The organism is Halalkalibacter lacteus (assembly GCF_036663595.1).
Taxonomy (GTDB): Bacteria; Bacillota; Bacilli; order Bacillales; family Bacillaceae_D; genus Halalkalibacter; species Halalkalibacter lacteus.
In genome coordinates, this window is record NZ_JAWRVL010000437.1 from 1 (window position 1) to 238 (window position 238).

1 protein-coding gene is annotated in these 238 nt (G+C 50.4%); it reads right to left on the bottom strand.

What is annotated here, in order from left to right; translation table 11 throughout:
- Positions 1–14: 14 nt before the first annotated feature.
- The coding region (locus SAZ04_RS22940) for a hypothetical protein (RefSeq protein WP_332700098.1) at positions 15–238 on the bottom strand (224 nt) is incomplete at its 5' end.

Sequence of the window (238 nt, forward strand, 5' to 3'; positions counted from 1 at the left end):
TCTGCCCTGCAAGGTCAAGTCCTGCGGATGGAGAGAAGAATCTCCACCGGAGGATTTTTCTTTTTCAAGTCGGTACTGTTATCCTCAATATCCGTGCGGTCGTATTCATCTCTCCCAACCTTGCAGGGCAGGACTGCCGTATAGAGATATGCACGACAAGAATACGGCATACTCAGGCTCTTTGGACGCAAGGCGCAGTTCCCAACTGTAATCCACCGTTTTGCGAACTCTCCCAATC